The 1,086-nt window shown below is 70.3% G+C and carries 2 pseudogenes; both read left to right on the top strand.

From position 1 onward, the window contains the following. Positions 1–506 (top strand): annotated as a pseudogene (locus JCM9942_RS16600) (hypothetical protein); the annotation flags it as partial. A gap of 135 nt (positions 507–641) precedes the next feature. Next, positions 642–1,086: pseudogene (locus JCM9942_RS16595) on the top strand (phosphatase PAP2 family protein); the annotation flags it as partial.

Raw genomic sequence — 1,086 nt, 5'->3', positions numbered from 1 at the left:
TCGGCGCGGCCTGCCTGCTGCTGGCCATCACCCTGCGCCTGCGCCGGGCGGGTCTGGCGGTGGTGCTGACCACGGTGCTGCTGTGGTCGATGTACGGGCTGGGCGCGATGCCGGCGCTGGATCCCTACAGCTCCGCCTCGAAGGTGATGGACAAGGTGCGCGTGCGCATCGGCCCGGAGGCCGAGCTGGGCATGGTGGCCTGGCGCGAGCAGAACCTGCTGCAGACCGATCCGCAGGCCGCCGATTTCGGTTTCAAGCGCCCGGTGGCCGAGCAGTGGCAGGATGCGGCCCGCTGGGTTGCACAGGATCCACATCGGCGCTGGCTGTTCGTGCTGGACAAGGCGATGAGTCCCTGCGCCGATCGCGCCCAGGTCATCGCCATCGGCAGTGCCAACCGCAACAACTGGCAGCTGCTGCCCGGCACAGCGCTGGATGTGGCCTGCGTCGAAAGAACCCATGGCAGCGTTGACGGGGGCGATACCGCGCCGGACGACGACGGCGACTGAGCCGCGCCCGCCAAACCGGTGCCGGCAAGGACCGGCAACTGTCTTAACGCCTGACAGAATTTCCACATCCTTCCGACCGCATTCCGACATCCGGCGGGACAGCATCGCGCCATCCCATCCGATGGCCCCTGCTGCATGCCCGCCCCCGCCCCCTCCCGCCTGCTGTCTTTCCCGGCCACGGCCCCCTCGCGGGGATCCGCCAGCCGCACCGTCTGGGTCCCGCTGGTCCTGGCCGTCGCCGCCAGTGTGCTGCTGATGGCCGGCAACGGTGACCTGTGGGTGGCCGACCAGCTCTACCGCTGGCAGGGCGACCAATGGGCGCTGAAAGACGCCTGGTGGACCAGCCAGCTGATCCACAAGGGCGGCCGGGATCTCACCTGGGCCGTGGCGCTGCTGGTCATGCTGGCGCTGGTCCGCAGCCGCCTGGACGCCCGCTGGCGCCCGCTGGGCCGGCCGCTGCTGTACCTGCTGCTGTCCGTGGGCCTGTCCACCGGCCTGATCGCCCTGCTCAAATCCGGCACCCACATGGATTGCCCCTGGGACCTGGAGCGCTATGGCGGGCTGCGCCCGTTCGTCGGCC

The sequence above is a fragment of the Stenotrophomonas pictorum JCM 9942 genome, from assembly GCF_001310775.1.
Lineage (GTDB): Bacteria > Pseudomonadota > Gammaproteobacteria > Xanthomonadales > Xanthomonadaceae > Stenotrophomonas > Stenotrophomonas pictorum.
This window is presented reverse-complemented; position numbering and strand designations above follow the sequence as displayed.